This is a genomic window from Streptomyces lasiicapitis, assembly GCF_014646335.1.
GTDB classification, from domain to species: Bacteria; Actinomycetota; Actinomycetes; order Streptomycetales; family Streptomycetaceae; genus Streptomyces; species Streptomyces lasiicapitis.
The window spans coordinates 137,424-158,718 of the sequence record NZ_BMNG01000011.1 but is presented as its reverse complement, the minus strand read 5'-3'; the positions used below and the strand labels follow the sequence as shown (position 1 = coordinate 158,718).

At 73.0% G+C, this 21,295-nt stretch carries 18 protein-coding genes; 10 read left to right on the top strand and 8 right to left on the bottom strand.

Going from position 1 to position 21,295, the window contains the following annotated elements:
* Positions 1–52: 52 nt before the first annotated feature.
* The 6 genes from IEY91_RS24300 to IEY91_RS24275 all read left to right on the top strand — a co-directional run bounded on the left by IEY91_RS24300 (position 53) and on the right by IEY91_RS24275 (position 4,515).
* Positions 53–217 carry a hypothetical protein gene (locus tag IEY91_RS24300; protein WP_164326003.1) on the top strand — a complete coding sequence of 55 codons (165 nt, stop codon included), beginning with the start codon at positions 53–55 and terminating at the stop codon, positions 215–217.
* Positions 214–879 carry a hypothetical protein gene (locus IEY91_RS24295; RefSeq protein WP_189175691.1) on the top strand — a complete coding sequence of 222 codons (666 nt, stop codon included), beginning with the start codon at positions 214–216 and terminating at the stop codon, positions 877–879. The genes IEY91_RS24300 and IEY91_RS24295 overlap by 4 nt, the downstream gene beginning before the upstream one ends.
* Before the next feature lie 78 nt (positions 880–957).
* Positions 958–1,773 (top strand): SDR family NAD(P)-dependent oxidoreductase, encoded by an 816-nt coding sequence (locus tag IEY91_RS24290; RefSeq protein WP_189175690.1) that lies wholly within the window; start codon positions 958–960, stop codon positions 1,771–1,773.
* Between the two features lie 97 nt (positions 1,774–1,870).
* Positions 1,871–2,683, top strand: a complete 813-nt coding sequence (locus tag IEY91_RS24285; protein WP_189175689.1) for an SGNH/GDSL hydrolase family protein — start codon at positions 1,871–1,873, stop codon at positions 2,681–2,683.
* Positions 2,684–2,972: 289 nt separating this feature from the next.
* Positions 2,973–3,674 (top strand): antibiotic biosynthesis monooxygenase, encoded by a 702-nt coding sequence (locus IEY91_RS24280; RefSeq protein ID WP_164326007.1) that lies wholly within the window; start codon positions 2,973–2,975, stop codon positions 3,672–3,674.
* Positions 3,675–3,780: 106 nt separating this feature from the next.
* Positions 3,781–4,515: an SRPBCC family protein gene (locus tag IEY91_RS24275; RefSeq protein WP_189175688.1), complete on the top strand. Its 735-nt coding sequence runs from the start codon at positions 3,781–3,783 to the stop codon at positions 4,513–4,515.
* Positions 4,516–4,561: 46 nt separating this feature from the next.
* Here IEY91_RS24275 and IEY91_RS24270 read toward each other — a convergent pair whose 3' ends face one another.
* Complete coding sequence (locus IEY91_RS24270) at positions 4,562–6,403, bottom strand: DUF8508 domain-containing protein (RefSeq protein ID WP_189175687.1); 1,842 nt, start codon at positions 6,401–6,403, stop codon at positions 4,562–4,564.
* 236 nt (positions 6,404–6,639) lie between these two features.
* On the opposite strand from IEY91_RS24270, the gene IEY91_RS24265 reads away from it, so the two are divergent.
* Positions 6,640–8,109, top strand: coding sequence for a hypothetical protein (locus tag IEY91_RS24265; protein WP_164326010.1), 1,470 nt, complete (start codon positions 6,640–6,642; stop codon positions 8,107–8,109).
* A gap of 160 nt (positions 8,110–8,269) precedes the next feature.
* Here IEY91_RS24265 and IEY91_RS24260 read toward each other — a convergent pair whose 3' ends face one another.
* Genes IEY91_RS24260 through IEY91_RS24250 form a run of 3 tightly spaced genes read right to left on the bottom strand, consistent with a single transcriptional unit; the run spans position 8,270 to position 10,154 of the window.
* Entirely contained in the window at positions 8,270–8,716 is a 447-nt protein-coding gene (locus tag IEY91_RS24260; RefSeq protein WP_164326011.1) for a hypothetical protein, read from the bottom strand.
* 25 nt (positions 8,717–8,741) lie between these two features.
* Positions 8,742–9,902 carry a chymotrypsin family serine protease gene (locus tag IEY91_RS24255; RefSeq protein WP_229697204.1) on the bottom strand — a complete coding sequence of 387 codons (1,161 nt, stop codon included), beginning with the start codon at positions 9,900–9,902 and terminating at the stop codon, positions 8,742–8,744.
* Between the two features lie 57 nt (positions 9,903–9,959).
* Positions 9,960–10,154: a hypothetical protein gene (locus IEY91_RS24250; protein ID WP_189175686.1), complete on the bottom strand. Its 195-nt coding sequence runs from the start codon at positions 10,152–10,154 to the stop codon at positions 9,960–9,962.
* A gap of 332 nt (positions 10,155–10,486) precedes the next feature.
* Here IEY91_RS24250 and IEY91_RS24245 point away from each other — a divergent pair, with 332 nt between their 5' ends.
* The gene (locus IEY91_RS24245) at positions 10,487–11,953 is read left to right on the top strand and encodes an alkaline phosphatase PhoX (RefSeq protein ID WP_189175685.1); all 1,467 of its coding nucleotides are present in this window, start codon (positions 10,487–10,489) and stop codon (positions 11,951–11,953) included.
* A gap of 22 nt (positions 11,954–11,975) precedes the next feature.
* On the opposite strand, the gene IEY91_RS24240 is transcribed toward IEY91_RS24245, so the two are convergent.
* Genes IEY91_RS24240 through IEY91_RS24230 form a run of 3 tightly spaced genes read right to left on the bottom strand, consistent with a single transcriptional unit; the run spans position 11,976 to position 16,929 of the window.
* Positions 11,976–14,342, bottom strand: coding sequence for a protein kinase domain-containing protein (locus tag IEY91_RS24240; protein ID WP_189175684.1), 2,367 nt, complete (start codon positions 14,340–14,342; stop codon positions 11,976–11,978).
* Entirely contained in the window at positions 14,339–14,479 is a 141-nt protein-coding gene (locus IEY91_RS24235; protein WP_164326015.1) for a hypothetical protein, read from the bottom strand. The genes IEY91_RS24240 and IEY91_RS24235 overlap by 4 nt, the downstream gene beginning before the upstream one ends.
* Positions 14,476–16,929 carry a serine/threonine-protein kinase gene (locus tag IEY91_RS24230; RefSeq protein WP_189175683.1) on the bottom strand — a complete coding sequence of 818 codons (2,454 nt, stop codon included), beginning with the start codon at positions 16,927–16,929 and terminating at the stop codon, positions 14,476–14,478. Before IEY91_RS24230 ends, IEY91_RS24235 begins: the two co-directional genes overlap by 4 nt.
* A gap of 747 nt (positions 16,930–17,676) precedes the next feature.
* On the opposite strand from IEY91_RS24230, the gene IEY91_RS24225 reads away from it, so the two are divergent.
* Together IEY91_RS24225 and IEY91_RS24220 are read left to right on the top strand one after the other, a co-directional pair.
* The gene (locus tag IEY91_RS24225) at positions 17,677–18,324 is read left to right on the top strand and encodes an LAGLIDADG family homing endonuclease (protein WP_164326017.1); all 648 of its coding nucleotides are present in this window, start codon (positions 17,677–17,679) and stop codon (positions 18,322–18,324) included.
* Between the two features lie 248 nt (positions 18,325–18,572).
* The gene (locus IEY91_RS24220; protein WP_189175682.1) at positions 18,573–19,658 is read left to right on the top strand and encodes a 1-aminocyclopropane-1-carboxylate deaminase; all 1,086 of its coding nucleotides are present in this window, start codon (positions 18,573–18,575) and stop codon (positions 19,656–19,658) included.
* 242 nt (positions 19,659–19,900) lie between these two features.
* Here the strand turns inward: IEY91_RS24220 and IEY91_RS24215 are convergent, their stop codons facing one another.
* Positions 19,901–21,127 carry a TerD family protein gene (locus IEY91_RS24215; protein WP_189175825.1) on the bottom strand — a complete coding sequence of 409 codons (1,227 nt, stop codon included), beginning with the start codon at positions 21,125–21,127 and terminating at the stop codon, positions 19,901–19,903.
* Positions 21,128–21,295 lie beyond the last annotated feature (168 nt).

Sequence of the window (21,295 nt, the reverse complement as noted above, 5' to 3'; positions counted from 1 at the left end):
GAGCCGGACGCGCAGGCGCCGGGACGTCGGTCGGTCGTTCACAGGAGGCACCATGAGGCTGGGCAGGGCAGTCGCCACCGGAATCGCCGAGGAAAGTGCCCTCGTCGGGGAGAGCCCCGATGAGCTCCCCGCAGTCGACGAGATCCACCCCGAACTGACTCTGGAAGCCGCGGAGTTGGCTGCCGAGGCACCCGTCGAGGTGACCGCGGGCCGATGAGGTTCCGGCTTCCCGAGGAACGCCCCGAGGAGCCGCCCACCGGATACAAGATCGCCCACCCGGTGCTCTCCCAGGACGGCACCCGCGCCGGATTCACCGGCGTCTCCCTGGGCGGCTCGCTGCCGTACGGCGTGCTCGACGAGGCCCGCTGCGCCTACGGCAGACGGCACCGCGCGCCCCACCGGCGCTGCGACTGCGGCTTCCACTGCGTGCACGAACGCGCCGCCGCCGAGGGGCTGTTGTGCACCGCCGAGCACCGCAGGGCGGCACTGCTCGAGGTGACGGTGCTCGGCGCGTACATCCGCTTCGAGAAGGGCTTCCGGTACGCGCGTCAGCGGGTGCGGACGGTGACCGTGCAGCCCTGCGGCTGCGGCGCCGCCGCGACCCGCCTCACGGACGCCGGGTGGGGCAGGCCGGGCTGGCGCGCCCTCGACGGGGTGTGCGGCGCGTGCGGGCGCGGCGGCGGGCGCACGGTGGTGAGCCTCGGCCGGTTCGCGGCGGTGGCCGGGGAGGGGCTGCGGGTCGTGGCGGAGCCGCCGGTCTCCGCGGATCCCGTCGCCGCCGGCCTCGGCCTGCCCGAGCTGACCGCCGAGGCGGCGCTGCTCCAGGCCCGACTCGACTGGTTCCAGAGCCAGTTGGGGCGGCTGCGGGAACCGGACTAGCCGGGCGGGACGGTCGGCCTCGGGGCGCTGCGTATGATCGCCGCGGGCGCGGCAGGTCTACCCGAGGGGATCCACCGCATGAGCAGCAAGGAACAGCGCACGGGCGAGACACCGGCCGCCGGTGAGGAAGTGGCCGCTGGGGACGGAGCGGCCGTCGGTGGGGAGCGGCGCGTCGCCGTCGTCACCGGATCGTCGTCCGGCATCGGCGCCGCCGTCGCCCGCCGTCTCGCTGCCGCGGGCGTCCGCGTGGTCGTGAACTCGGCGCGTTCCGTCGAGGCGGGCGAGAAGCTGGCCGCCGAACTGCCCGACGCCGTCTACGTCCAGGCCGACGTCTCCGTCGAGGCCGACGCCAAGCGCCTCGTCCAGAGCGCCGTGGACACGTACGGACGCCTCGACATCCTGGTCAACTGCGCGGGCGCCACCCGGTTCATCGCCCACGACGACCTGGACGCCGCGAGCCCCGACGTCTGGCGGGAGCTGTACGACATCAACGTCGTCGGCGTCTGGCAGACCATCACCGCCGCCGTGCCGCATCTGCGGGCGAGCGGCGCGGGCAGCGTCGTGACCATCTCGTCGGCGGCGGGCGTGCGCCCCGTCGGCAGCTCGATCCCGTACGCCGTCAGCAAGGCCGCCGTGAACCACATGACCCTGCTGCTCGCCAAGACCCTCGGCCCCGGGATCCGCGTCAACGCGGTCGCGCCCGGCATGATCGACACCCCGTGGTTCGACGGCCTGGAGGGCATCGAGGCCGAGATGGCGGCGGTCGCGGAGCGCCTTCCGCTGCGCCGCGTGGGCCGCGCGGAGGACATCGCCGATGCGGTGGCCGACCTCACGAACGCCTCGTTCATCACCGGCGAAGTACTGCTCGTGACGGGCGGCAGCCACCTGCTGTAGGGGCACGTGAGAACCGCTGGGGCGGGCCTGGCCGGAGTGTGACACGTGTCCCCGAGGCCTCGTTGACGGGCCCCGGCGGGCGCAGGACCCTCGGGCCATGACCTCGCACCCGTACGAGCGTTACGTCGCCGTCGGAGACAGCCAGACCGAAGGCCTCGGCGACGGCGACGAACACCACGGCTACCGCGGGTGGGCCGACCGGCTCGCGGAGATCCTCGCCTTCGGGCACCCGGACTTCACGTACGCCAACCTGGCGGTGCGCGGCCACCTGGCGGAGCAGGTCAGGGACGAACAGCTGGGCCCGGCCCTGGAGCTGAAGCCGGACCTCGCGACCGTCGTGGCCGGCGTCGGCGACCTGGTCAGGCCCGGCTACGACGCGGCCCGCACCGCGCGCGCCGTCGAGGAGATGTTCGCCGAACTCACCGGCGCGGGCGCGCGCGTGGTCACCGTGACCTTCCCCGACATCGGACGCATCGCCCCGCTGGCCCGCCGGGCCCAGCCACGCGTCATCGACCTCAACGCCCGCATCCGCGCCGCCGCCGACCGGCACGGCGTCGTGGTCCTCGACCTGTTCCCGCAGCGCATCACCGCCGATCCGCGGCTGTGGAGCCGCGACCGCACGCACGCGAGCCCCGTCGGCCACGCCCGCATAGCCGCCGGGGTCGCCGACGCGCTCGGCCTCACCGGATACGGGGACTGGGCCCGCCCGCTGCCCGCCCTCGCGCCGGTGTCGGCGCTCGGCGGCGCGGCGCAGGAGGTGGCGTGGCTGGCCGGGGCGATGGCGCCGTGGGTGTGGCGGCGGATGTCGCGGGTGCGGCGGCCGGGGGCGGTCGGCGGCGGGGGCGGCGGGCGCAGGGCGAAGCGGCCGGGGCTTGATGTGGTGGTGCTGCCGGAGCCGGAGCGGGCTTGATGCGGTGGTGCTGCCGGAGCCGGAGCGGGTCTGACGCGGTGACGCTGCCCGAGCCGGAGTGGGCCTGACGCGGCGACGACGCCGGAATTCGGACGGGTTGACGCGGCGCCGACGCCCGGCCCCGAACGCGCTTGACTTCAACCAAGGTTCAGGTCGGAACGTAGACGTCGTACGCAGCGCACGGGCACCGCCGAAAGCGCGGGCACGGGCACCGCGTACGTCATCACGCACGATCACGCGTACGCCGCCGCGCCCCGGCCGCGTACGCCCTCACGACCTGGAGAGCACCATGACGCAGCGCGCCACCACCCACCCCGACCCGACCCGCGCCGACGTGGGTCTCGCCTTCTTCAGCACCTGGGACGTCGGTACCCCCGAGCGGCAGGAGGCGACCGTGGACGCCATCGCCAAGGCCTGGGAGAGCCGCCCCTGGCCGCACGAGGGCCTGCTGTCGTACCACGTGTACGCCGGGGAGGACGGCGCCACCCTCATGCACCACTCGCAGTGGCGTGACGACGACGCCTACCAGGCCTTCTTTGCCCAGGGCCGGGACGCGCGGAACGCCGACATCGACACGGCGGTGCCCGGCATCGAACGGCTCGGCCTGACCAGGACCAGCCTGTACCGGAGCGTGACGCCGGGCTCCGGGACCGGCGCCGTGCCCGAGGCCTTCGTGACCGTCGACGTCGAGTTCGAGGGCCCGGACGCCGACCGGCAGCGGTCCTGGGTGGACACGGTACTCACGGCGATCGGCACCGGCCCCGTGCCGGGACTGCTCGCGGCGCACTTCCACCTGAGCACCGACGGCACCCGGATCGTGAACTACGCGGAGTGGGAGACCGCCGAGCACCACGCGCGGGCCCTGGAGGGGCCGGGCCAGGGCATCGGCACGGTCTCGGAGGCCTGGCGGCGGGTGCGGGAGTTCCCCGGCACGGTCGAGGGGGGCCGCGTACGGCGCTACCGGCGCGCGTTCGGGGTCGTGCCCGAGTAGCTCCGAGCGGCCCCGAGCGGCCGGGCGGCTCAAGTAGTCGCGCCGGAGGGCTTTACCGGGGGCCCAACCGGTGGGGTCATGTGGGGGTGAACCCCGAGGAGTCCCCATGAGCGGCAAGGAATTCGAGATCGTCCGGGAGTTCGAGGTCGGCTCCTCGCAGCAGGAGGTGTGGGACGCGTTCACCACCGGCACCGGCGGGTGGCTGTGGCCCATGGAGTACGAGCCGCGCGAGGGCGGCGCCGGGCCCTTCGGCGGTGTCGTCACCGTCTGGGACCCGCCGCGCCGCCTCGCGGTCCGCTCCGACGACCCGGACGCGCTGCCCCCGCGGCAGAGCCTGAACCGACTGGTCCACGAGATCGAACCCCGCGACGGCGGCCGCCGCTGCTGGGTCCGGTACGCGCACAGCGGGACCTTCACCACGGACTGGGCGAACCAGTACGAGGCGGCGGCCCGGCACACCGACTTCCACCTGCACACCCTGCGCGAGTACCTCACGTACTTCGCGGGCCGCCCCGCCAGCTTCATCGCCCTCGAAGCCCCCGCCGCGTCGGCGACGCCGGACGGCTTCGCGAAGCTGGCCCGCGAACTCGGCCTGCCCGTCGACGCCTGGGAGGGCGCCCGCGTACGCCTGAGCGCGGCGGGCGCCGAACTGGACGCCGTGGTCGACTTCCGCACGCCGCACTTCATCGGCCTGCGCACCGACGACGCCCTGCACCGCTTCTTCGGCCGCAACCACTTCGGCGGGCCCGTCGGCGTCACCCTCCACGACTTCGCGCCGCAGGCGGACGCCAAGGGCACGGAGATCGCCTGGCACGACTGGCTGACGCGGCTCTACGGCTGAACCCGCGAGGACGGGCCGCACACCCGCCCCCGCGAGGAAGGACCTGCTACGGCTTGAACCGCACCACCTGCGGGTCGTGGTCGCTGTTCTGCTCCGCGAACTCCGCGTTCACATGCACGCTGTCGTAGCGGAACGGGCCGACACCCGGGCTGACCAGGATCTGGTCGAGGACCTGGGAGTTGCCCTGGAAGACGTACGAGTAGCGCTCGGACCTCGGCAGCGTCTTGATGCCGGCGCGCAGCGCGCCGCCCGCTTCGAGTGCCTTGGTGGTGGCGGAGAACTCGAAGTCGTTGATGTCGCCGACCACGAGCACGTCCGCGTCCTTGCGCACGGCCCGGATCTCCCGCACGAAGGAGTTCACGGCCTCGCCCTGGCGCACCCGCTGCGTCTCCGATGAGCGCACCGGCGGCTGGTGGTGCGAGGTCAGCGACTCGTCGCCGCCCTTGGACGCGAAGTGGTTCGCGATCACGAAGACGGTGCGGCCGCGGAAGCTGAACTCGCCCGCGAGCGGCTTGCGGCTGTTGGTCCATGCCGCGTCGGCGGGGGCGATGCGGCCGGGCGAGTGCGTGAGCGCGGCGTCCTTGCCCGCGCGCACGACGCCGGTCGCGGTGGTCGCGTCACCGGCACCGCGGTCGGTGAACGACACCCGCTCGGGGTTGAACAGGAACACCTGACGGATGTTGCCGCCGGGCTCGCCGCCGTCCTTGTTGTTCTGCGGGTCCACGGTCCGCCAGTCGTAGCGCGGCCCGCCCGCCGCGACGATCGCGTCCGTGAACTTCTTCAGCGTCTGGTCGGCGGCCACCGTGCCGTCGTTCTTCGCGCCGTTGTTGTCCTGGATCTCCTCCAGGGCGACGATGTCGGGCGCGGCCAGGTTCGTGACCACGGCGGAGGCCAGCGCGTCGAACTTCGCCTGCGGGTCGCCGGGGTCGAGGTTCTCGACGTTGTACGTCGCCACGGCCAGCTCGCCCTTGCGCTGCGGCCGGGTCTTCTCCCGCTCAAGCCCCTTGTCCGCAATCTTGCCCAGCGTGCGGGCGGTCAGCGTGTACCCGCCGAACTGGTTGAAGTCGAGCGGCCCCTCGGCGCCGCCGGTCAGCACGTCGCCGACGTCCGCCTTCGGGAACGGCTGCTCGGAGACCGGCGCGAGCTGCTGGATCTGCAGCCGCCCGGTGTTCTGCGAGCCGTACGAGCCGTACCGCGCGCCCCCGCGCCCGGTCGCGCTCTCGTGCGGCTTCACGGTCACCCACAGCTCGGAGTACGGATCCGTGGCACCGACGACGCGCGAGGAGCCGACGCGCACGTTCATGCCCTCCAGGGACTCGTAGTGGTCCAGGGCGTAGGAACGGGGCTTCAGGGGGAGCGCGTTGACGCTGTTGCCCGCCGCCGGGTCGCCCTTGGGCGCGTACGCCGAGGGCACGGACTTGGCGTCGACGGTCACCGGCGCGGGCAGGGCGTTGCCGGAGGACTCCACGGTCACCGTCGGCTTGGTGATCTGGGTCAGCGACTGGTTGCCGGAGGAGGCGCCGCCGGGCACGTACTCGGTCACGGTGCCGGAGACCTTGACCGCGTCGCCCGTCTTCACGGTCGGTGCCGACGAGGTGTAGACGAAGATCCCCTCGCTGGTCGCGCGGTCGCCGTCGGCCCGCGTGTCCTGGATCCAGAACCCCTTCGAGCCGTAGCCGCGCACTCCCGTGACGATGCCCGGTACGTCGCTGACCTGCTGTCCCATCAGCGGGGACAGGCGCGTCGTGCCCTGGATGTCGTGCACCCGGGCCCCTTCGGCGGAGGCGCCGGAGACGCCGGAGGCGGTCGCGGTGGTGGCGAGCAGTCCGGCCGCGAGGGCGGTGGCGACGACGGCGCTGACGGCGGCGGATCTCGGTATGTGAGGCATCGGGACTCCGAGTGAGGGTGAGGGTGGGTTCGGGGTGGGGACAACCGCGGCGGGGGAGTGCTGCGTGTGGCGCTCTACGCGCGTCAATCTCTTGCGTGAGCAGGTGAGTTGTCAAGGTTCTCCGGGTGTGCGTGATCTGTACGTCTCCTGACGGGGACATGAAGCAGGCGGCAACCGGTCAAATCCGTCTAGGCTTCACGCAGCAGACCCCGTACGCCCGTCAGGAGAACCAGCCGATGTCCGAAAGCCCCGCCACCCTGCCGCCGGTGCTGCTGCACTCCGAAGCGGAGCTCGCGCGGGACGCGCTCGCCACACCCCTGCTCGCCCGCGCCGTGCGGCTCGCCCGCTGGGCCGGCCCCGAGACCCGGGTGGGGGCGGGCGGTGAGCTCGTCGACGAGCAGTTGCCGGCCGCGGCGGCCGAGCTGGGGCTCACCGGCGGCGCCGAGGGCGCCGACGAGGGTGACGCGGCCGCGTTCGCGAGCGAGGCCTGGCGGGTCGCCGTGGACACGGGTCTCGTCGAGGTCCAGGACGCGGACTCCGACGACGCCGACGGGAGCGTCGCCGCGGGCGAGGAGCTGGCACAGCTCACCTCCGGCGGGCCGCAGGACGTCCTCGGCATCTGGCTGCTCGCCCTGGAGGCGGTGTTCGCCGACGCCACGGTGCCCGACCTGGAGGACCTCGTCGACACCATCGAGGACGGCGGCGAGATCGACTTCGAGGCGCTCGGCTGGGACCCGCAGGGCGAGTCGGACTTCCTGGAGGGCGTCCTCGGCAACCTGTACCTGCTGACCGCCGGCGGCAGTGCCGGGGACGACGGCGCGGTGCCGCTGCCCGCGCTCGCCGCGTCGATGATCGTGCCCGACGACATGGGCGAGCCCACGGACGACGTCCTGGAGCAGGTCTCCGACGCGATGATGCGGCTCGACGACCAGTTCCGGATGCTGGAGCCGATCGGGCTCGTCGAGTACCAGCCCGTCGACGAGGCGCTGATGGCCGACATCGACAGCGAGGAGCCGCTGCCCGCCGCCGACGACGAGGACGAGGACGTCACCCGGTACGGGATGGTGCGGCTGACCCCGCTCGGTCTGTACGGGATCCGGGCGCGGATGCTGGAGGCCGGGCTGGACGCGCCCGCCGTCGGGGACCTCGCCGACAAGGGGGCCGACACGTTGCTCGACGGCACGGCTGCCTTCCCGCAGGGTGCGGCGCAGGCCGAGATCGTGCAGTGGCTCGCCCGGCGTGAACCGCTCGGTGCCGCGCGGGAGTTGCTTGCCGCTGCGCGGGGCGGGGACGAGGGGGCGCCGCTGCGGCGGCTCCGTTGTCAGCAGGCGCTGTCCCTCGTCGGGGGGTCGGCCGAGCCCGCGCTGCGCGACGTGCTCGACGATCCCGAGCTCGGGGGGCTTGCCCGGGTGTGGCTCGCCGAGCACGGCGCCGCCGATGTGCCCGCTCCGTCCCAGGAGATGGTGTTCTGGCTGACCATCGACACGATTGCCGCGCAGCTTGCCGCGGAGGGGAACTCCGAGGAGTTGCAGGGGCTTGTGGAGGGGCTTGCCGCGCAGCACAGCGGGTTCTTCGCCGCCGCGTGGCGGGTCGACCACCCCGCGACGGCGGACGTCCTCGAGGCGATGGGGCGCCTCCACCCCGACAAGAAGGTCGCGAAGGAGGCCCGCAAGGCGGCCTTCAAGGCCCGCTCCCAGCAGGCCTAGGCGGGGGCCCTGCCGGGGGCTCCCCAAGCCCGCCCCTTCCCGTAACCAGGGGCTGCCGCCCCTGGACCCCGCTATCGGCCTGAACGGCCTCGTCCTCAAACGCCGGACGGGCTGAAACCCAGCCGCAGTGGCAAGGGTTCCGCCCGCCCGGCCCAAGGGGTCAGCATTCGTAGCGCGTCGTGTGCTTGAACGAGGACGTCGCCCCGTCGAAGCCGTACGTGCCGCGGTACGCGGGCGGGTTCTGGTACTCGCCCACGATGGTGAGGGTGTCGGCGCAGGTGCCCTGGCCGGAGCGCTTCGCGTCGAGGCGGATCGTGTCGCCGATGAAGCCGCCGGTGATGTCCCAGGGGGCACCGCAGATGCCGGATGTGATCTGGCCGCCGGTCACGACGTGCGGGTAGGTGTTGGGGTTGTACTTCACCTCGATGCCGAACGTGACCTGGCCGCTGTGGAGCGTGAGCTTGCAGTCGGTCGAGACGGCCTCGGCCGTGACGTCCATCTGCGTGGCGAAGGCCTCGTCACGCGTCTTGACCTCGGCGCCCTGCGGATTGTGGAAACGGTGCTCCGCGCGGGCCCGGCCCTTCTGCTTGCGTGCCTGTGTGGTCATGGAACCCTCCCTCCGGGAAGTCGTGTCAGGCGAGCTGTTCGGCGATCTCGACGCGCAGCAGCGCGCGCACGTTCTCGATGTGGTTGACGACGGTGACGGTCGAGGAGCCCGCGAAGAGCAGGCCGAGCGCGACGGTGTCGAGCGAGGTCACCAGGGACCCGGAGTCGCCGCCCGCGGAGATGTTCGTGGTGAGGATCTGGTCCTTGAAGCGGGCGGTGCCCGCGGTGCCGTAGTTGACGTCGATGGTGGCGTCGACGGAGATGATCCGGCCGAAGCTGATGTTCGTGGTGCGGCCGGACTTCTTGACGAGGTCGCCGACGGCGACATTGGCCTTGCGCCGCCAGGCGCGCGGCGCCCCGCTGAAGTACTGCTCACGCGTCGCGTCCTGGAAGTCCACGGTGCCGAGCGCGGCGTCCACCACGTTGTTGTGCCGCTCCAGCGGGATCTGCGGGGCGAACTGGATCGTGATGAAGCGGTCCAGGGTCGCGATCCGGTCGGCGGGGTCCTGGCCGCCGTCGAAGATGCCGGGCTGCACGATCGGGCTGCCGAGCTGCGCCCGGTTGGAGTCGGCGAGCACGTGGTTGTTGGACAGGATGTAGAACTTCGCCGGTACGCCGAGTCCCGCGCCGGGCGGGTCGACGGACGCGCCGGGCAGGAAGTCGTACACCACGCTGCCGAGCGTGCCCGCGGTCACCCGGACGTTGCCGACCGAGAAGCCCGAGGGGCTCGGCCGCATCCGGCGCTTGAGGAGCTGCGGCTCGAACGCGCCGAGCCCGCCCGCCTCTTCGAGCTGCGGCTGCGACAGGCCCGCGAGCTGCCCGCTCGCCGTGCTCTGCGCGTCGTACGAGGGCTGCGTGCGGACGTCGCCGCGTCCGGCGGACCTGGACTGCTGGCGCTGGGCGGCCACATGGCCGACGGCCAGGATGTCGGTGGGGGTGCCGTCATCCATCTGACGAGGAATCACGTCCCGCTCCGGGAGCAGTGATTCGGGCACCTTCTGGGTGACGAACACCAGCACCGCGGATTCGCCGGTGGGCCGTCCGTCGCTCCACTTCACGCCGTGGCCGAAGCCGACGACGTTCGCGAGCGGCTGGTCGCGGCGCATGAAGTCGTTCATCGCCTGCTGGCGGGAGCTGTCGCTCAGCGTGCCGCCGGTGGGTCCTCGCATCAATTCGGGCTGGCTCACGCCAGACCACCTCTTCCCCTGTGCCCAAGTGAAGTCACGGGTTCCGGGAGCGTCGTCTCAGACGTCGTCCTGCGCGCCGACGTCGCCGATGGCCAGCACGCGCACGGGCACGCCGTCGAGTACGTCCGGAACCACGTCTTCGTCACGGAGCCGTTCAAGGGGCACTCGATGGGTGACGAAGACGACGATCACGTCCGCGCCCGAGTTCTCGTCCCTGCCGGTGCCGACTCCGGTGACATTGGCCAGCCTCATCAGCCGGTCCTCATGGAGGCTGCGCGCCTGGTGTGCGTCCACTCCGGCTCGCCTCCCCGCGTGGGTGATGCGGTTCCGCAGGTCGCCCTGCGGGATGCGGTACTTGCGTGTCTATTGCCGGGACCATCGGCGGTCAAGGCGTCCGGCGCGCGTGTCCGCAACGTACGCTGCTTCACGTAGACGGCACCGGGCTCGGGTACGCAGACGCGGTGAGCCGGAATTCGACCGTCGAAGTCGGTCCTCGTTCAACTGCCGTTTATGCGTGAGCGGGAATCTGTGGCCGACAGCAGGCCCGGCCGTACGCGCCCTCATTCGCTCCCTCAGGAGACATCATGTCGACGCTCACTCGTAGGGATTTCGCCAGACGATCAGCGGTCACCGGGGCGGGCGTCGCCCTGGCGGGCAGCGTCGGCGCGCTGGCCACCGCGCCCGGAGCGCTCGCCGCGGAGGACCCCGAGGTCGCGGGGGCGGCCGACGCCGACGGCCACGACGGACACGGCCACGGCGCGCCCGGCTACGGCCCGCTCCTGCCCGACCCCAAGGGCCTGCTCGCGCTCCCCGCCGGGTTCTCGTACCGCGTCATCACCCACAGCGGCAGGACCAAGCTGGAGACGGGCGAGTTCACCCCGTCCAACCATGACGGCACCGCCACCTTCGACGGCCCGCGCGGCGTGACCCTGCTCGTCGCCAACCACGAGCTGGGCGGCCCCCGCACCAAGGTGAAGTACCCGGTGCCGCTCACCGAAGGCCTCGTCTACGACCCCGCCGCGGCCGGCGGCTGCACGGTCGTCGAGGTCCGCCGCGGCGGCGAGGTCGCCCAGTGGGTGGGCGTCGCGGGCACCGCCACCAACTGCGCGGGCGGAAGCACCCCTTGGGGCACCTGGCTCACCTGCGAGGAGACCGAGGACAGGGCCGGCCAGAACGGCATGACCAAGGACCACGGCTACGTCTTCGAGGTCGACCCCTACGACCGGCGCGCCAACCGCGGCCCCAAGCCCATCAAGGCCCTCGGCCGCTACGCCCACGAGGCCGTCGTCGTCGACCCCAAGCGCGGCCACCTCTACCTCACCGAGGACGCCGCAGGCCCCAACGGCCTGTTCTACCGCTGGACCCCGCCGCACGGCTTCAGGCCAGGACGCGGCAAGCTGCGCACCCTCGCCGACGACGCCGGTGTCCTCAAGGCCCCCAAGTGCTACGACTCCGGCGGCCGCTTCGTCGACGACCTCTCGCGCGCCACGAAGACCGGCACCGTCTACGGCGTGGACTGGGTGGAGGTCAAGGACCGCGACGCCCGCACGGTCCCGGTGCGCAAGCAGTTCGACACCGGCGCCGTCACCCGCGCCCGCAAGCTCGAAGGCATGTGGTGGGCCGACGGCGGCGCCTACATCGTCTCCTCGTACGCCCGCGCGGAGAGCCCCGGCGCGCAGCACGACGGCCAGGTGTGGTTCTACCACCCCGGCCGCCGCACCCTGACCCTGAAGGTCCTCCTCGGCGTGAACCCCGACCCGGGCAAGGACGGCGCCTACGACGGCCCCGACAACATCACCGTCTCGCCCTACGGCGGCCTCGTCATCGCCGAGGACGGCGAAGGCATCCAGCACCTGTTCGGCGCGACCGAGCGCGGGCGGACGTACCCCATCGCCCGCAACGAACTCAACGGCGGCACGCCCGAGAAGCCGTCCTACAGCGAGTTCACGGGCGTCACCTTCTCGCCCGACGGCCGGACGCTGTACGCCAACATCCAGACGCCCGGCATCATGCTGGCCATCACCGGGCCGTGGCGGCGCCAGCGCCCTTGATGGCCTGGGATCGCCAACGCCCTTACCCCGGCGGCGCGTTGACGGCGCGTACGGACGTACCGTCGATCAGCGCGTACCACCCGTCGGCATCGGCGGCGAGCGCGGTGGCCGTGCCGCCAAGCGGCCACCGCGCCCGCTCCTTGCCGTCGCGCAGGCCGAGCGCGCGGACCTCGCGGCCCGCCGTGACGTAGACGGTGGCGCCGCCGATCGCGGGCGGGCGCTGGCCGGTGGCCTCGAACGACACCTTCCACAGCGCCTTGCGGCCCTCACGGACGTCGACACCCTGGAGGGTGTTCGTGTCCGTCCAGTGCACGAGGACGCCGTCGGCGACGACGGGTTGTGGTACGCCGCCCGCCCGGCGCGGCCAACTCGCGTCCAGCCCCGCGGAGTTGTGCCGCCACAGCTCTTTGCCGCTCTCGGGGTCGAAGCCGACGAGCCGCCCGCCGCCGAGCACCAGACCGACGCCGTCGGCCTGCCCGAGGGCCGTCGTGCCCCGCCCCGCCACCACGTCCAGACGACTGCGTACGTGGCGCTTGCCATCGCGTACGTCGATGAGATGCAGCTCGGACTCCTCGGTCAGGAGCGCGAACCTCGGCCCGCGGGAGCCCTGCTGAGGGAGCGTCACGGGACTGGCGACCGCCCGGTCGTCGGGGCGCAGGCCCTTGTACGTCCACCGCGTGTCGCCCGTGCGCGCGTCGAGGCAGGACGCGCCGTCGACGAGCGCCGCGGGCTCCGGCGCGAGCAGCAGCGACGAGCCGGAGACGGCGGGCGGCCGCCAGGCGGGCACGTCCTTGCGGACGGCGGGCGAGGCGCCGCCGGGCAGGGTGCGCAGGCGCAGCTCCGGGTCGTTCGTCGAGCCGGTCGTGTGCAGCGTCGCGAGCCGCCCGCCCGCGACCGCGTACCACCGCGTGGTCCCCGACGGCCAGGCGTCCTTCACCGGCCAGGGCTTTCCCTCGCGTACGTCGACGACCTCCGCGAGCACGTCGGGCGCGACCAGGAGCCCGTCGGCCACGCCCCACAGCGCGGACGCGGCCGGGGTGCCGCCGTCGCGCCGCCACCGCTCGGTGCCGTCGGCGGCGCGCACGGCGTGGACCGTGCCGCCGAGGGACGAGTCCCGGTCGGGGCCGTGCACGAACACGGTGCCGTCCGCCGGCAGCAGCCCGTTCAGCCGTCCCGCGCCGAACGCCTCGTCCAGCGTCAGCGTCCAGCGGGTGGCGCGCGGGGTGCGGCGCCCCTTGCGCCGCGTCAGGACGCTCTCGTCGCTCGCGCGCGTGGGGCCGGAGTCCGGTGCGTTGCTGATGGCCCACCCCATCAGGGCGACGAGGCCACCGCCGCCGAGGGTGAGGGCGGAGCGGCGGGTCAGGGTGCGGAGGCGGTCCGCGGACGCGGGTCTCGGCGGGGGCTGGGGTGGTGTCGGCGTCGTCGTCGGCTTGACGGGTGCCGTGTCCATCGGGGGCCGTACGTCGGCAACAGTGGTCCCGTCGGCCGCGGCGGCCTCGGTCTGCGCGACCCGTGGAGCCGACCCGGCGATGAGGGACCGCAGCGGCTCCTCCCGCCACCACAGGGGGCTGTCGGGTGTGGACGTCATCCGCAGGACGGCGTCGACGCCGGGGCGCCGGGCCGGATCCCGATGGAGGCAGGCGGCGACGAGCTCCCGCAGGCCCGCCCGGTCCGGGACGTCCCCGAGCTCCGGTTCCTCGTGGGCCGCGCGGTACAGCAGGACGGCGACCGGGCCCGCGCCGAACGGGCTGGCGCCGGTCACCGCGAACGCCAGGACGGCGCCGAGCGCGAACACGTCGGTGGCGGGTCCCGTCGCGCCGCCGAGGATCTGCTCCGGCGCCATGTAGCCGGGCGTGCCGAGGATGGATCCGGTCGCGGTGAGCGGACCGTGCGCGTGTTCGCCGGTGGCGCGGGCGATGCCGAAGTCGATGACGCGGGGGCCGTCGGCGGTGAGCAGGACGTTGGACGGCTTCAGGTCGCGGTGCACGATGCCCGCGGCGTGGACGGAGGCCAGGGCCTCCGCGAGGGCGGCGGCGAGCGCGCGGGTGACCTCCGCGGTCAGCGGGCCGGTGGCGGCGACGGCCTGGCGGAGGGTGACGCCCGGCAGGAAGGCGGTGGCGAGCCAGGGCCGGTCGGCGTCGGGATCCGCGTCCACCACGGCGGCGGTATGGGCACCGGTCACGGCCCGAGCGGCGGTCGCCTCCCGCCGAAACCGCTCCCTGAACCGCGCGTCCGCCGCGAGGTGTTCGTGCACGGTCTTCACCGCGAGCAGCCGCCCGCCGACGCTGCGGGCCAGATAGACCTGCCCCATCCCGCCTGCACCGAGCCGGGAGAGCAGGCGGTGCCCGCCGAGGTCTTCGGGATCCTCCGGGAGGAGCGGGGAGGTCATGCGGGGGTGCCGCCGGGGGTGGCGGGGCGGCCGGCGTGCGGCGCGGCGGGGTGCCCGTTGCCTGGCTCGGTGTGTCGGTCGGGGGCCGTGCGGGTGCGGCGGTGCGGTGCGGGGTTGGTGAGGTAGGGGGACGTCACGGGCGGTCCGGGGGTGTGATTGCTACGACCGTCTCGTCTGCGTACAGGTGGACGATGTCCGGCGTGGCGGACGCCGCCTCCACCGACGCGATGGCGTCGGACCGCACCGCCCAGACCGTGCGGCCCGTGCGGGCGTCGAGTGCGTGCAGGCCCCAGCCGGCCTCGCCCGTCGTGCCCGGTTCCGGGCCCGAGACGAACACCAGGCCGTCGGCGGTCAGCAACGAGCCGTCGGCTGCCGTGAGTTGGTCGACGTCGGCGCGCGTCCACCGGGGCCCGCCGCTGGACGCCGCCGCGTACCCGCTCAACCCCTCGGACGTCGCCGCGACCACCATCCCGCGCACGGGCAGCGCGGTCACCGCCGACGCCGACTCCACCCGCCGGGTCCAGCGGACGCGTCCCGTGGCCAGGTCGACCGCGCGGATCGCGGTGCGGCTCATGTAGCAGGCCGTGCCCTTCGCACCCGGGTGCGCCCGCGGATACCGCGCCCCGCCCCGCACCGTCCGCTCCACCTTCCCGTCCGCCGCGCGCAGCACCACTAAGGGGTCCCGCCGCGCGTAGTCGTCCGCGCTCGGGCTGCCCGGATTCGCCGACGCGGCCACGGCGATGCGGCCGCCCGCCTGGTCCACGCCGATCACCCCGGCGGCCGCGCCCTCGTGGAACCACAGGGGCTCACGGGTGCGCGCGTCGTACCCGTACGCCCGCCAGTGCCTGCCCCACGCGCCGCGCCGCGCCCACATGGTGTCGTACGGCGCGTACGTCAGGAGGCACACCACGTCGCCCGCCAGCAGGAACTGGCCCTGGTTGCCCTCCAGCGCGCTGGAGTCGGCGTCGAGGCCGGTCGGCGTGGTGATGCGGCGCTTGGGGTTGAGGCGCGGATGCGGGGACGTCCACACCTTGCGGCCGGTGGCGGCGTCCAGCGCGTGCAACTCCGGCTCGAACAGGTCGTCCTGGAGGACGTACACCGTGTCGCGGTGGCGGTCCGCGCTCTGCAACTGTTCCTCGGAGTACACCCAGCGCACCGTGTTGGAGCGGGCCTCGACGCAGGTGAGGGACGAGGTGCCGAGCAGGTACAGGTCGTCGCCGCGGCGCAGCAGACCGCTGCCCGAGCGGAGATCGCCCACGTCACGGCTCCACAGCACCCGCCCGCGCGCCACCGCCCCCTGCCGCCGTTCCCGCGAGCCGTCACGGGCCCCGCCCTCGCGCCCACCGTCCCGGGCCGCGACGACGACCCCGGTGGTGCCCGCCGCCGCGGCGAGGGCTCCGCCGCCCCAGAGGAGGAGCCGCCGCCGGGTGGGGCGGCCGTCCTCGGGGGGTGGGAGTGGGGTGGTCGGTGGTGCCTCGGTGGGCGGCGGTGCGGTGGGGTGTGGTGCGTTGGTGGGCGGTACGCCATCGGCGTGCGGCGCGGTGTCGGGTGCCGGTGCCGTGGTGCCCGTAGGGCCGGAGCCGGAGCCGGAGGTGGAGCTGGTGTCGGTGTCGGGCGCGGAGGCGTCGGGCACGGAGGCTTCAGGCGCGGACGCGTCGGGCCCGTCGCCCGCCTCCCCCCGCCCCTGCCTCAACAACCGCGCCACATCATCCTCATGACGCCGTATCAGCTCGGCCACAGCCCCCTGCTCCCACCACGGCCCACCCCGCGTACGCGCCCCGCACCACTCCAGGACCTCGCCGACCGTCGGGCGGTCCTCGGGGGCGCGGGTCAGGCAGCGGGTGAGGAAGGCGTGCAGGGCGGGGTCCGGGAGGCCGTCGAGGTCCGGGGGCTCGTGCAGGGTGCGGTACAGGACGCGGGCGGCGCCGTCCGCGCCGAAGGGGGCGCGGCCCGTCGCGGCGAGGGCGAGCAGCGCGCCGAGCGCGAAGACGTCGGCGGGCGGCCCCGGCCGGGCGTCATCGGCGGCGCGGGCGAGCTGCTCCGGCGCGATGAAGCCGGGGGAGCCGATGGCCTCGTCCGTGGCGGTGAGGCTGTCGTCGGTCGCGCTCTTGGCGATGCCGAAGTCGAGGACCTTGGGCCCGTCGCGGGTGACGACCACGTTGGACGGCTTCAGGTCACGGTGCACCAGACCCGCAGCGTGCACCGCCGCGAGCGCCTCCGCGAGGGACGCGCCGAGCGCCGCGAGGTCGGCGGCGGACAGCGCGCCGTGCGCGGCCACGGCGGCGGTGAGGACCGGCCCGGCGCAGAACTCCGTGACCAGCCAGGGCTGTTCGGCGTCCGGGTCGGCGTCGAGCACGGCCGCGGTGTACGGCCCGGTGACGGCGCGCGCGGCGGCCGTCTCGCGGCGGAAGCGCTCACGGAACTCCGGCTCGGCGGCGAGGTGCGCGTGCACGGTCTTCACGGCGACGGGCCGCCCGGACGCGGACCGCGCCAACTGCACCCGCCCCATGCCGCCCGCGCCGAGCAGCGCGATCAGCCGGTAGCCCCCGATCTCGACGGAGGTCGTCCCACGCGTGGCCCCTGCCATGCCGCCAGTCCCCTCCCCGGCTCGACTCCCCGCCCCGACCTCACTGTGCGACGCCCCCGAGGCATCCTACGGTTGCGGACTCGTCCGCTCGATCGAGTGACGCCTGTGCGATTCCGTGTGCCGTCATGGGTGGGGAATTACATTGCCTTCCCAGGACAGAAAATGCTGGCGCGGGGGCAAGGGGAGAACGTGCGCGGCGAGTTGGGCGGCATTGCGGAAGGGTGCAGGATCTGGCTTCCTGGCGGCGGGGCGAAGCCGGTGGAGGACGTGGTGGGGAGACGTCTATCGGTTCTCTCTTATGACAAGGAGTGGGATACCAGGCCGGTTCGGTATGGGCCGAATCAAGGGCCTCGCGATCACTCTGTTGGGCAACTCCGCCCAACTCGCCCTGCCGGGTGGATCGAACGCGGCATCGAGTCCGTATTCCGCATCCAGTTTGTTTCGGGCCGCATGGTCGAGGTGATTCGGGAGCACTCGTGGGTGACGCAACGGCGTACCGGGAGGCAGGCCTGGGAGTGGAAGAAGACCGAGGGGTTGGCCATTGGAGACCGCGTGCCTATCCCGTTGACGGCAGATCATCAGGGGTCTGTGGGAGGTCGGGAGGATGGCTACTTCGTGGGGGCGATGCTGGGCGATGGGGGCATGACCTCTTGCACTCCTGAGTTTCACTGTGATCCCGCAGACGGGGCTGCGGAATTCATGCGAACGTTTGCCGCACGCCATGGCTGCGGGGTGCGAGAGATCCCCATGGGATCCATCGTGCGCATGCGCTTTCCTTACCGGTCCGGCCATCGGAACCCGTTGACCCAGGTGCTGCGCGACTACGCGGTCTGGGGGCAGCGCTGTGAAGGGAAGGAATTGCCTGACCTTCCCTTGAGCCGCGAGTTCCTGATCGGGTGCTTGTCAGGGCTCATTGACACGGATGGGTGCGTGCGGGAACGAGCCAACAGAAAGGGGACGCTCCATGGCACAGTGGAGTATTGCACCGTGTCGCCGAGGCTGGCCGAGCAGGTGTCAGATGCGTTACTGCGGTTTGGAGTTGCCAGCTGCATGCGCGTTCGGTCACCGGCACGAGGTGGATCCGAGCGTCGGATCGGTGGCTACGCAGTGATCCATCGACGCCCTCTGTTCTGTGTCGAAGTCTCGCGAGCGCTTGCGGTGAACCGCCTGGCCAGTCTGTTGGACCTGCGCATTGGTTACAAGGCAGAGAAGCTGCGGTGGTTGGCCGACAATCTTCGCCATGTACGGCCAGCACGTAGTGACATGCATGGATACGACGAGTCGGTCGCCCTTGACCGAGTGAAGAGCGTTGCTCCTGTCGGAGAGAAACGTGTCTACGGAATTTCGGTCAGTCCGTCCAGGCTGATTGTGGTGAACGGAATCGTCACCTGTTGATGTGGTGCGGATGGTGCAGTTCTGGAGGCCGGGCGGCCGACTGGCCATGGATGGAGTGACGCGCGGCGGGCGGGGGGGGGCGGGGTCGGGTCGGGCGCGGGGGTTGATCGCCGCTTGCCCGGCCCGCAGGCTGGCTGCTGACCGCACGGTACGACGGCCGGTCGGCCGGCAGGACTTCCCTGCGGGCGGGACCGGCCGCAGGACGTCTCAGGCGGCCGGCCCGGCCGCAGCGCACCCCAGGAGGCCCCGTGTCCCTCGCCACCACGCTCCAGTCCTTCCCCCGCCACCCGCTGCTCTTCGGCCCCTCGCCCGTCCACCCCCTGGAGCGCCTGACCCGCCACCTCGGCGGCCCGGCGCTGTGGGCCAAGCGCGAGGACTGCAACTCGGGCGTCGCCTACGGCGGCAACAAGACCCGCAAGCTGGAGTACCTCGTCGCCGACGCGCTCGCGCAGGGCTGCGACACGCTGGTGTCGGTCGGCGGGGTGCAGTCCAACCACACCCGGCAGGTCGCGGCCGTCGCGGCCCGCGCCGGGCTCAAGTGCGTGCTGATCCAGGAGAGTTGGGTGCAGTGGCCGGACTCCGTGTACGACAAGGTCGGCAACATCCTGATCAGCCGTCTCGCGGGCGCCGACGTCCGCCTGGTGCGGGCCGGGTTCGGCATCGGCGTCAAGGAGAGCTGGGAGCGGGCCGTACGGGAGGTCGAGGAGGCGGGCGGCACGCCGTACGCCATCCCGGCGGGCGCCTCCGAACACCGCCTCGGCGGCCTCGGCTTCGCGGGCTGGGCGGCGGAGCTCGCCGAGCAGGAGCGGCGTCTTGGCGTCTACTTCGACACCATCGTCGTGTGCTCGGTGACGGGGTCCACGCAGGCCGGGATGGTCGCGGGGTTCGCGGCGCTGGCCGAGGACGCCGAAGCCGCGGAGGTGGCGGGGGCCGCCGGGGCCGAGGTGGGGGCGGCCTGGGGTGCCCGGCCGCGTCGCGTCATCGGCGTCGACGCCTCCGCCGAGCCCGCCCGCACCCGCGAGCAGACCCTGCGGATCGCGCGCGGCACGGCCGGACTCATCGGCGTACGAAGGAAGATCGAGGACGCGGACGTGGAGCTGGACGAGCGCTATCACGCCGGGACGTACGGCATCCCCGACGAGGCCACCCTCGACGCGATGCGCCTCGCGGCCCGCACGGAGGGGATGGTCACCGACCCGGTGTACGAGGGGAAGTCGATGGCGGGCCTCATCGACCTGGTCCGGCGCGGGGAGATCGGGGCGGACTCCACGGTGCTGTACGCGCACTTGGGCGGGCAGCCGGCGCTGAACGCGTACAGCGCGCTGTTCGACTGAGCGGTCTTGCTGCAGTCGGGTGCGGTACCGCGGCCCCGTAAGGGGCGCGGGGCCGCACCGATCTGCGGCTCCGCCGCGGGGCGCGACCAGCCCCCACCGACCCGCAGGGGGCATCTCCGCACATCTGGCGAAGCTTGGCTGAGCGCTTGCCCACGGCGGGAAGGCCGACCCGAGCCAGGGGGGCGTGGCAGCCGCACCCAGTGGCCGCCACGCCCCCTCCTCCGCTACCGCTGCGCCGAGCGCTAAAGCGCCTGCGCCGCCGGCTTCACCATGCCGCGCACCGTCCGCGACTTCACGAAGTCACCCATGGCCGTCATGTCCCACTCGCCCGTGAACTGGCGGACGAGCTTCGCCATCATCACGCCCGTCTGCGCCTCGGCGTTCGTCAGGTCGAAGCGGACCAGCTCCTCGCCGGTGGCGCCGTCGATCAGGCGGCAGTACGCCTTCGCGACCTCCGTGAACTTCTGGCCGGAGAAGGAGTTGACCGTGAAGACCAGGCCCGTGACGTCCTGGGGGAGCGCGCCGAGGTCGACCACGATCACCTCGTCGTCACCGCCGCCCTCGCCCGTCAGGTTGTCGCCGGAGTGCTTGATGGCGCCCTTGAGGATCTTCAGCTTGCCGAAGTAGCAGCTGTCGATGTGGTTGCGCTGCGGGCCGTACGCGATCACCGAGGCGTCCAGGTCGATGTCCTTGCCGCGGAAGGCGGGCTCCCAGCCGAGGCCCATCTTGACCTGGGAGAGCAGCGGGCGGCCGCCCTTGACCAGGGACACCGTCTGGTTCTTCTGGAGGTTGACGCGGCCCTTGTCCAGGTTGATCTTCCCGGCGCCGGGGGCGGGCGCGGCCGGGGCGGCCGGCGGGGCGGGGGGCTGCTGGGCCATGCGGGGGTCCGCGGTCGGCGGGGGCGGGGCCTGGACCGGGGGGCCCGTCGGGGGAGCCATCGGCGCCGCCGGCTGGACGGGGGCGGGGGCCGGGGCGGGCTCCTCGACCGTCACGCCGAAGTCCGTCGCGATGCCCGCGAGGCCGTTGGAGTACCCCTGGCCGACCGCTCGGGCCTTCCAGGCGCCGTTGCGCAGATAGATCTCGACGATGACGAGGGCCGTCTCCGTGCCGAGCTGGGGCGGGGTGAAGGTGGCGAGGACCGAGCCGTCGTCCGCGTTGCGGATCGTGGCCGTGGGCTCCACGCCCTGGAAGGACTGGCCCGCGGCGTCCGGGCTCGCCGTCACGACGATCTTCTCGATGCCGGGCGGGACGGACGCCGTGTCGACCGTGATCGCGTCCGGGGACGTGCCGCCGCCGGAGCGGTAGGTCACTCCCTGGCCTGTGGGCTGGTTGTAGAAGATGAAGTCGTTGTCTGAGCGCACCTTGCCGTCGGCGGTGAGCAGCAGGCCCGATACGTCGAGCCGCACGGGGGCGGTGACGTCCACCGCCACGCGGGCCGCGGTCAGCGGGATGTTCGAGCCGGGGGTCATAGCTGTCATGCCTGGGGTAACGAGCGGGGGGACTTTGCCGTTCCCTTACCTGGGAGGAATTCTGCGGGCCGGTGGCTCCCCAATCCCGCCCCTTCCCGTAACCAGGGGCTGCCGCCCCTGGACCCCGCTATCGGCGCTCCGCGCCTCGTCCTCAAACGCCGGACGGGC

Excerpts from the sequence above, each read along its gene's own strand:
- IEY91_RS24270 (WP_189175687.1), bottom strand. The coding sequence starts at position 6,403 with ATGCCTCACATACCGAGATCCGCCGCCGTCAGCGCCGTCGTCGCCACC.
- IEY91_RS24285 (WP_189175689.1), top strand. The coding sequence starts at position 1,871 with ATGACCTCGCACCCGTACGAGCGTTACGTCGCCGTCGGAGACAGCCAG.
- IEY91_RS24230 (WP_189175683.1), bottom strand. The coding sequence starts at position 16,929 with ATGGCAGGGGCCACGCGTGGGACGACCTCCGTCGAGATCGGGGGCTAC.
- IEY91_RS24215 (WP_189175825.1), bottom strand. The coding sequence starts at position 21,127 with ATGACCCCCGGCTCGAACATCCCGCTGACCGCGGCCCGCGTGGCGGTG.
- IEY91_RS24280 (WP_164326007.1), top strand. The coding sequence starts at position 2,973 with ATGACGCAGCGCGCCACCACCCACCCCGACCCGACCCGCGCCGACGTG.
- IEY91_RS24275 (WP_189175688.1), top strand. The coding sequence starts at position 3,781 with ATGAGCGGCAAGGAATTCGAGATCGTCCGGGAGTTCGAGGTCGGCTCC.
- IEY91_RS24290 (WP_189175690.1), top strand. The coding sequence starts at position 958 with ATGAGCAGCAAGGAACAGCGCACGGGCGAGACACCGGCCGCCGGTGAG.
- IEY91_RS24265 (WP_164326010.1), top strand. The coding sequence starts at position 6,640 with ATGTCCGAAAGCCCCGCCACCCTGCCGCCGGTGCTGCTGCACTCCGAA.
- IEY91_RS24260 (WP_164326011.1), bottom strand. The coding sequence starts at position 8,716 with ATGACCACACAGGCACGCAAGCAGAAGGGCCGGGCCCGCGCGGAGCAC.
- IEY91_RS24225 (WP_164326017.1), top strand. The coding sequence starts at position 17,677 with ATGGGATCCATCGTGCGCATGCGCTTTCCTTACCGGTCCGGCCATCGG.
- IEY91_RS24295 (WP_189175691.1), top strand. The coding sequence starts at position 214 with ATGAGGTTCCGGCTTCCCGAGGAACGCCCCGAGGAGCCGCCCACCGGA.
- IEY91_RS24240 (WP_189175684.1), bottom strand. The coding sequence starts at position 14,342 with ATGACCTCCCCGCTCCTCCCGGAGGATCCCGAAGACCTCGGCGGGCAC.
- IEY91_RS24245 (WP_189175685.1), top strand. The coding sequence starts at position 10,487 with ATGTCGACGCTCACTCGTAGGGATTTCGCCAGACGATCAGCGGTCACC.
- IEY91_RS24250 (WP_189175686.1), bottom strand. The coding sequence starts at position 10,154 with ATGAGGCTGGCCAATGTCACCGGAGTCGGCACCGGCAGGGACGAGAAC.
- IEY91_RS24300 (WP_164326003.1), top strand. The coding sequence starts at position 53 with ATGAGGCTGGGCAGGGCAGTCGCCACCGGAATCGCCGAGGAAAGTGCC.